6 protein-coding genes are annotated in these 8,760 nt (G+C 64.6%); 3 read left to right on the forward strand and 3 right to left on the reverse strand.

Features of this window, described 5'->3' with window-relative positions; all coding sequences use genetic code 11:
• Positions 1-21: 21 nt before the first annotated feature.
• Together AAGD32_12000 and AAGD32_12005 are read right to left on the reverse strand one after the other, a co-directional pair.
• The gene (locus AAGD32_12000) at positions 22-2,061 is read right to left on the reverse strand and encodes a LamG-like jellyroll fold domain-containing protein (protein ID MEM8874964.1); all 2,040 of its coding nucleotides are present in this window, start codon (positions 2,059-2,061) and stop codon (positions 22-24) included.
• 59 nt (positions 2,062-2,120) lie between these two features.
• Entirely contained in the window at positions 2,121-3,671 is a 1,551-nt protein-coding gene (locus AAGD32_12005; GenBank protein MEM8874965.1) for a peptidase S10, read from the reverse strand.
• Between the two features lie 135 nt (positions 3,672-3,806).
• Between AAGD32_12005 and AAGD32_12010 the strand changes: the two genes are divergently transcribed.
• Positions 3,807-5,072, forward strand: a complete 1,266-nt coding sequence (locus AAGD32_12010) for an esterase-like activity of phytase family protein (protein MEM8874966.1) — start codon at positions 3,807-3,809, stop codon at positions 5,070-5,072.
• 145 nt (positions 5,073-5,217) lie between these two features.
• Here AAGD32_12010 and xylB read toward each other — a convergent pair whose 3' ends face one another.
• The gene (gene xylB / locus AAGD32_12015) at positions 5,218-6,726 is read right to left on the reverse strand and encodes a xylulokinase (GenBank protein ID MEM8874967.1); all 1,509 of its coding nucleotides are present in this window, start codon (positions 6,724-6,726) and stop codon (positions 5,218-5,220) included.
• Between the two features lie 62 nt (positions 6,727-6,788).
• Between xylB and lpxD the strand changes: the two genes are divergently transcribed.
• On the forward strand, positions 6,789-7,763 hold the full coding sequence (gene lpxD / locus AAGD32_12020; protein ID MEM8874968.1) for a UDP-3-O-(3-hydroxymyristoyl)glucosamine N-acyltransferase: 975 nt from the start codon (positions 6,789-6,791) through the stop codon (positions 7,761-7,763).
• Between the two features lie 20 nt (positions 7,764-7,783).
• Positions 7,784-8,760: ABC-F family ATP-binding cassette domain-containing protein (locus AAGD32_12025; protein ID MEM8874969.1), on the forward strand; the 977-nt coding region annotated here is incomplete at its 3' end.

An 8,760-nucleotide genomic window follows, 5' to 3' on the forward strand; every position in this document is an offset into this window, starting at 1 on the left:
GAACGGATGAATGACTTTGCATTACTCGGCGGTGATCACCGCATCACCCGACAACCGGCCGAGCACCGCGCCATCCCGCCCAGTGCCCCACACTTGCTCGCCGAGCGTGCGGTCCATCTGGAACAGCAGCACCGTGTCTTCGTCGTCGGCGAGTTCGTCATCAGGCGTGAACACTGCGCCGCTGTATCGAGCAGTGTCCGACAGGCGGACGGCATCAATGGTGCCGGCGAACGAACGATGCACGTCACCACGACGGTTCGTGTCGCCGCCGATGTACATCGGGAGCGGATTGGTCGTTCGTGAGCCTTCGGCGGCGATGGTGGCCAGAAGTTGGCCGTCGAGGTAGAGCCGGACTTCGGAACCGTCGAACACCCCCGCGAGGTGATGCCGACGACCGGCTTCGAGGACGACGGATTCGGCGCTGGGCTCGACGTATTCGCCATCGAGGTGGATCGGGAACCGCGGGACGCCGTCGCTGACGTACAGGCCAAACTCGCTGCCTTCGGTCTTGCTCACCAACGCCATCCGACGGTCGATCTCCGCGGGGGTGAACCACGCTTCGAGCGTCATCGGCCCGTCATGCAACGCGATGTCATCGTTGTCGATCCGCAGCCCGTCGCTGTCGCCGTCAAGCACGAGCACGCCATCGTCGGCGATAGGCTCGGGCGAGAAACCGCGCGGCAGCTGGTAGTTCATGTCCGCCTCGACCGTCGGAATCGTGTATCGAGTCGCCGGGGCGAGCATCTGTGTGTCGATCGCGAGCATCGGAGCGCGGAAGCTCTCATCGAGCGAGTCGCCGACTCGACGAACGCGGAACTCAAAGTCTTTCGACTCACCCGCCTTGAGCGTCGCGTGACGGTGGTCCGGCAGGAACACCCAACGGCTGTCGCGGCTCTCGGGGGTCAGCGCGATGTCGATGGTCCGCTCCACCGGGTTCTGAATGGTGACCGTGATCGTCTGCTTGGCGCTGCCGTCAGAGGCCAGTTCGATGGGCGCGTCAACGTCGGCCTGCAACGTCGCAAGCGACTCGGCGTCGGTGGCCAACTCGCTGGTGATCTCACGTACGTCCAGCACATCGCCCACTGGTACGGCCGCATACGCCACCTGGTTGTCACGAACGGTCACGACATTGAAATGGTGGAGCATGCCGGCCTCGGGAACGGCCATGCCGTTGACGCCGCCCGTCGTCGCGAGGGTCACGTAATCGATGCCATCCTTGGGGTCGTAGCGCATGCGGTGGATGTGGCCGGCGAAGACCGCGCGGACATTACCGGCATCGACCAGCGCGTCGTGAACCTTGTCCCAGTCATCGCCGTACCGGCCACCGATCCAGCGGGGGTGGTGCATGAACAGAAACACGTTCGGTGCGTCCGCCGCCTTGGCGATCGTCTGCTTGAGCCAGTCGAGCTGCTCGTCGCTCATTCGCTGCGACTCGGGCTCGCGGATCGACTTCTCGCCGGTATCAGGGTTGCCCTCATCGGTGTAGAGCACGATGAACCAGTTGTTCTTGTGCTCGAACGCGTACCAGAGCGGGCCGAAATGCAGTTCGTAGACGTCTTCGTGTTCGCCCTCGGGCCGTTGGTCACCGCTGCGGTCGCGGTCACGCCAGTAGATGTCGTGATTGCCTGCAACGGGGAACCACGGGCAAATGAGTTGATCCATGATGCCGCGGTACTCGCGCATCTGCTCGAGCCACTCGTCCTGCTCGTTGTACCCTTGGATGAGGTCGCCGACCGTCATCACGAAATCCGGCTCGAGCAGGTTCACGTCCCGCACCGCATCCGCGAGCACCGCCACGCCCTCATCAGGCCCACCGGTGCGGTCGCCGAAGACGACGAACGTAAATGCATCTTCCTCGGCCGCGAGATCCATCGCCTTGGCGTTCGGGCGGTTCGTCGTGAATCGCTCGGCATCGGGTGCCGCCGGATGCTTGGGATTGTGCGGGTGCAGGTGCCGCTCGTGACCGACATTGGGCGTGGTCGGCGGGAAGGCCTCCGCAGGTTCGTCGGACGGTCGGGTCGACGGCTGCAACAACACGGCAAGCAAGACAAGGGCGTACATGCCGAGTGTTGTACGGATAAACGTGAGGATTGAATGAGTACGAAACCGACGTGGCGGATTTATTCGCCGGTGATGAAAGATCGAACATCGCTCCCGAGTCGCACCCGCTCCTCGGCGACGTGGTACATCATGTGCCCACCCGCGTAGTAGGTCTGCTCGACGCGCTCGCGCAGCTCTGCGGATAGGCGCATCTGGTTGATGGTGTAGTCGGCGCCATAGTACGGGGTGGCGAGGTCGTAGATGCCGCTGGCGACGAGGACGCGCAGTCCCGGAACGTCGCGCATGGCGGTGCGGAGGTCGTCGGCGACGTTGAGGTAGCCGCCGGAGTAGCTGCCGGTGGTCTCCTCCGTCGCGGCCCACGGATGCACCCGCCGGCTCAGCACCTCGTACGCCAGGTCCGACTCGAACTCGAGCTGCTCACGGATGTAGGCGTTGAACGCCCCGCTGTACGGGCCCATGTAGCCGGTGAGCGAGGGGTCGGTGTTGGGCGTGTCGTTGACCGGGTCGGTGTCGTGGCCGAGCAGGCGACCGTCCATCCGGCCGACGAGCTTGCGGTCCTCGTTGAGCAACCGCTTCATGAACCGCGCCGGTGGGACACGCAGATCGCTCTGCAGCACGTACTCGACCGGCAGGCCGGTGAGCTGCGCGTAGCGCTCGGCGATGGCTTGGCGTCGTTCGTCGTCCAACGCCCCGCCGCGGAGCATCGCCGGCAGGTACTCGTCCAGCGCGAACGCTTCGGCCTGCTCCCGCGCGTCGTCGGCGGTTAACTCCGTCTTGCCGTGGTACGCCGCCGTTACCGCGTAGCTCGGCAGGAAGGCAACGTGCGCGATCGGGTTGTTCTCCGCGGGGATCAGCGTCGCGAAGTCGAGGACGGTGCTGATGAGGATCACGCCGTTGATGTCCATGCCGTAACGGCGGTGAAGATGGCTGGCGAGCTGGGCGGCGCGGGTGGTGCCGTAGCTCTCGCCGGCGAGGAACTTGCGATCGTCCCATCGGCCGAACCGCGTGCAATGCAGGCGGATGAACTCGCCGACCCACTCGATGTCCTGCTTGACGCCGTAGAACTTCTTGCCGAAGTCCTCGACCTTTGCGTCGTCGTCCTGTTTGCCGTCCTTATCCTTGTCGGCTTTCTTGATCGCGGCGCGGGAGAAGCCGGTGCCGATGGGGTCGATGAAAACCAGGTCGGTTGCGGCGAGCCAGCTGTCGGGGTTTTCAACGACGACGGTCGGCGGCGCGGGCGGCGTGCCGTCGTCGGGCATCGGCACCATGAACGGCCCGGCCGTGCCGAGGTGCAACCAGACCGACGCGGCACCGGGGCCGCCGTTGAAGACGTAGGTGATCGGGCGATCTCTCGTCTCGTGGAGCGGCTTGCCATCGTCGCCGAGCACGGCGTAGTAGGTGAAGAACATTGTCCCGCGCGTCACGCCGGCGTCGTCCTTCATCTCCAGCTCCGCCGCCGTCACGCGGAAGCGTTTGCCGTTGACGGTGTGCTCGGTCACCGCTTGCGACTTATACGCCGGCTGCTCCTGTGCTGGGTGCGGCGAATCATCGGACGGCTGCGTGGTCGGTTCAGCTTGCATGGCGAGACAAAGAAGTAGCGGGAGAAACATCGGGACAAGGGTAGTTCGCTTCCGAACGAGCCGCGACCGTGAGGGAGCGCCCCGGCGTAGCCAGAACTCTCTGCAAGTAGATGCGGGCTGCGCCCGCGTCGCTCCCTCACGGTCGCGGCTCGTTATCATCGCAGCATGCTCGCCCCCCTTTTCCTCGCCACGATCGCCACCACGCAACCCGCCCCTCGCGCCGAACTCGTCGGCTTCGCCGTGCTGCCCGCTGACACGTTCCGCGACGGGCCGACGTCGGGCCAGTTCATCGACCCCGCCAACGATCGCACACCGCCGTTTGTCGACAAGCAACCGGTGCAGGGCATTTCGTCGATGATCGCGACCGACGTGCCGGGGACGTACCTCGCCGTCTCCGACAACGGCTTCGGCGCGAAACGCAACTCGGCCGACTACGTGCTGTGCGTCTACGAGGTCACGCCGAACTTCGAGACCGGCGAAGTCACTTGGAAGCTCGCATTTGAGCTGAGCGACCCGGACGACATCCTCGATTGGCCGATCGTCGCGGAGATGGAGACGTACCCCGACAGCGACATCCCCGTCCCCGCGAAGATCAAGGAAGGCCGCAAGCTCACCGGGGCCGACTTCGACATCGAGAGCATGGTGCGTTTGCCCGACGGCACCTTCTGGATCGGCGACGAGTTCGGCCCGTTCCTGCTGCACTTTTCGGCCGACGGCAAGCTGCTGGAGCCGCCGGTGGAACTCCCCGGCGAAAGTATGCACTCACCCGATCATCCAACGAAGGACCCGGCGACCGCGAAGATCGCGCGGAGTGCGGGGTTTGAGGGGTTGGGCGCAACAATCGCCGATCTTCCGACGCAAGACGAAAGCCTCTACGTGGCGCTCTGGCCAACGCTCGAAAAACCACTTGATGGAGAGAGCGGCCTGCGAACATACATTTACCGAGCAAACTTCCCTACCAAACCAGAGAAGGAAGGATGGGGCGAGTACAAGGATAAGTTCCCTTATGGATTGATTCAGTTGAGCGAAGGTGCGGTGGCACTAGGTGAAACGTCGGCTTCTTCCGCGAACATCCCCTATTATGTTCACATTGAACGAGATAACAAACAGGGTGCTGAAGCGCACACCAAGTTGATCTCAGCCTCTTTTGAGAACGTTTTCCTAGACAGCCGGAATCGTTTGCAAACTACACCGGTCGCCGACCTCCTCGACCTCGCCGATCCGAACGACCTTGACGGCGACGGCTCCACCGACTTCCGCTTCCCGTTCGTGACGATCGAGAGCGTTGTCGTTGTCGATGAGCGGACAGTGTTGATTTGCAACGACAACAACTACCCGTTCAGCAACGGCCGCAGTGAGACGGAACCGGATCACACGGAGTTCATCCTCGTACATTTGCCGAAGCCACTGAGCGAGATGGGGCGGAATTGAATAGGCCGCGATCAGGCACCACACGAGGCACGACCGTGAGGAAGTGCGGCGGGCGCAGCCCGCGTTTCGTTGCACTCGGGTGCGATCGCGTTGAGAAGCCGGCTGCGCCGGCCGCATTCCCTCACGGTCGTGCCTCGTGTGGACGTCAGCCACTCAACGCGGCCATGTCGGCGAAGCGGTCCTTCAGGTCGCCGTAGAGCTTGTCGTAGACGGCGTGGTGCTTGGCGTATTGCTTCTTCTGCTTCGCGACGGGCTTGGTCACGTCGGTTGCTTTAATCAGCGCCTTGCACGCGGCGGGGACGTCTTTGTACGCGCCGGCACCGACGGCCGCGAGAAGTGCGGCGCCGAACGCGGCTCCTTCTTCGCTGTTGGTCAACGCCAGCGGGGCCCCGTAGATGTCCGCCTGCATCTGTCGCCAGAAGGCCGACTTGCTGCCGCCGCCGGTGCCGCGGACTTGTTTGCAGGGGATGCCCATCTCGTCGCGCATGATGTTGAGCATGCTGCCCATGTTGAAGGTGACGCCTTCGAGCAGCGAGCGGATCAGTGCCGCCTCGTCAGTGCGGCGGGTCAGGCCGATCCAGCCGCCGCGGGCTTGCGGGTCGTTGTGCGGGCAACGCTCGCCGGTGAGATACGGCAGGAAGAACAACCCCTCGCACCCGGCCGGCGCGCCCTCGGCCTTCGCGGTCAACTTCGCGAAGTCGGGTTTGCCCTTGCTCATCATGTCGCCGTACCACTGGAAGCTGCCCGCCGCCGAGAGCATGCAACCGAAGACGACGTGCCCGCCCTTGACCGCGTGGCACATCGTCGCCACGCGACCCTGCGGGTCCATGACAGCTTCGTCGGAGTGGGCCGCGACGACGCCGCCGGTGCCGAGGTTGGCGTTGACCAAACCGGCGATCACGATCCCGTTGCCGACCGCGCCGGTCATCACGTCGCCGCTGCCGCCGACCACCGGCGTCCCCGGCTTCAAGCCCAGCGCCTTCGCCCCCGCCGCGTGCAGCTCCCCGGTCACGTCCGACGACTCGAACAACGCCGGCAATAGCTCCGGATCAACATCGATCTTCCCGAGCAACTTGTGCGACCAGTCGCGCTTGGTCACGTCGAGCAGCGCCATGCCCGACGCGTCACCGACGTCGGTCGCCCAGTCGCCGGTCATCTGCCAGCGGACGTAGTCCTTGGGCAGGACGATCTTGTGAATTTTCTTGTAGTGCTTGGGCTCGTTGTCGCGGAGCCAGAGGATTTTGGGGGCGGTGTAGCCGGTGAGCGGGAGGTTGCCGGTCATGGCCATCATCGCCTTGGGCCCGCCGGCGAGCTCGGTGATGCGTTCACTCTGCGCGGCCGTGCGTTGGTCGTTCCAGAGCAGGGCCGGCCGGATGACATTGCCCTTCTTGTCGACGAAGACCGAGCCGTGCATCTGCCCGGAGAAGCCGACGGCCGCGATGTCGCCGCCCTTGCACTTGGCTTTCTTCAGCGCCGCCTTCACCGACTTGCGCGTCGCGTCCCACCACTGCTCCGGATGCTGTTCGGTCCACCCCGGTTTAGGCGTCAACAAGTCATGGCCGACGGTGTGCGTCGCGAGGACCGTGCCGTCATCGGAGAGGACGAGGGTTTTGGTGCCGGAGGTGCCGATGTCGATGCCGAGGAAATGAACCATGCCCGGCAAGGTAGCAAAGCGTACGCGTTTTGCATCGGCGACAGTGTGCTTACGATCTCCGCATGCGGCTTGCTGAACTCGCGGAGAAAATCAACGCAACCCTCGACGGCGACGGCGACATCGAAGTCACCGGGGTCGGACCGCTCGAGTTGGCGGGCGAGGGGGATGTAACCTTCCTCGCCAACCGCAAGTACGCCGACCAAGTCGCGACGACCAAAGCCTCGGCCGTCATTGTCGCACCGGGCGTGTCGACCGAGGGTAAGCCGGCATTGCGGGCGGAGAATCCGTACCTAGCGTTCACGCATGCCGTCGTCGAACTTGTCGGCTTTCGCAAGCACCCGCACGAAGGCATCCACCCGCTCGCTCACGTCGATCCGACCGCGACCATCGGCGAAGGCACCACGATCTACCCGTTCGTCTACGTCGGTCCGGACGTCGAGGTCGGCAAGGATTGCGTCCTTCACCCCAACGTTTGCGTCTACGACGGCTGTGTGATCGGCGACCGCGTCGTGGTCCACGCTGGCACCGTCATCGGCCAGGACGGCTTCGGCTACGCCACCCAGTCCGGCGTGCATCACAAGATCCCCCAGGCCGGCAACGCCGTCATCGGCGACGATGTCGAGATCGGTGCGAACTGCGCCGTCGACCGGGCGACGCTCGGGTCCACCATCGTCGGGTCCGGCAGCAAGCTGTCCGACCTCGTCGCCATCGGGCATGGGGCGAAAGTCGGTGATCACGCCCTGCTCGTCGCGCAAGTCGGCATTGCCGGCTCGACCGTCATCGGCCACCACGCCACACTCGGCGGCCAGGTCGGTGTCGTCGGCCATCTGAAAATCGGCGACAACGTCACCGCCGCCGCCCAATCCGGCATCACCGAAAACATCCCCGACCAGACCACGGTGCTCGGCACCCCCGCCGTCCCCATCGGCAAGGGCCGACGCGTTGCCGTCCTAACTCGACAACTGCCCGACCTGCTCGAACGGATTAAGAAACTCGAGCAGTCCGTCGAAGAGTTGCAGACCGACGGCGAACAGTGAGCCGCGCCTAACGTCGTGGCGTGCTGCTATCGGCGGAGAACATTCAACTTGCGTTCGGTGCGCGAAAAATCCTCGACGGCGTGTCGTTGCGACTCGATGCCGGCGAACGTGTGGGGCTAATCGGTCCCAACGGCGCGGGCAAGTCGACGCTGATCCGCGTCATCACCAAGGCACTACAACCCGACGCCGGCAATGTCACGCTGGCCCGTGGTGCAACGATGGGCTTGCTCGAGCAGGACCCGAAGTTCACGCCTGGCGAGACGCTGATCGACGCGGCCGAGGATGCGTTCGAGGAGCTGCACCAACTCGCGCACGAGATGCGCGAGTTGGAGCACCGGATGGCCGACGCCGGCGACGACCTCGACGCGGTGTTGAAGAAGTACGAGCAGACGCAGGCGGCGTTCGATCATGCCGGAGGTCACGCGTGGCGGCACAAACTTGAGGCGGCGCTGCATGGCGTCGGGCTGCCGGACGCGGACTGGGAGAAGGACGTCGACGTCCTCAGCGGCGGTCAACGGTCGCGACTTGCGTTGGCGAAGCTGCTGGTGCAGGAGCCGGACGTGTTGCTGCTCGACGAGCCGACCAACCACCTGGACCTACAGGCGGTTGACTGGCTTGAGGATTTCCTGAAGCGGTACACCGGCGCGGTGCTGATCATCAGCCACGACCGCGAACTGCTCGACAAACTCGCGACGCGCATCGTCCACCTGCAAAACGGCACCGCCAAGAGCTACCCCGGCAACTACGAGGCGTACATCGAGCAACGCGCCCTCGACGAGCTCAGCCAGCAGCGGGCCTTCGACAAACAGCAGGCGGACATCGCCAAGCAGCAGGAGTACATCCGACGGTTCAAGGCAGGCCAACGCGCCAAGGAAGCCCGCGGCCGCGAGACCCGGCTCAACCGTTTCCTCAAGTCCGACGCCGTCCTCGACACCGTCCGCAGCGACGATCAGGCCCGACTCAAACTCGCCGGTGCCGCCAAGCCGAACACCATCGC

It is taken from the genome of Planctomycetota bacterium, from assembly GCA_039182125.1.
GTDB lineage: Bacteria > Planctomycetota > Phycisphaerae > Tepidisphaerales > Tepidisphaeraceae > JBCDCH01.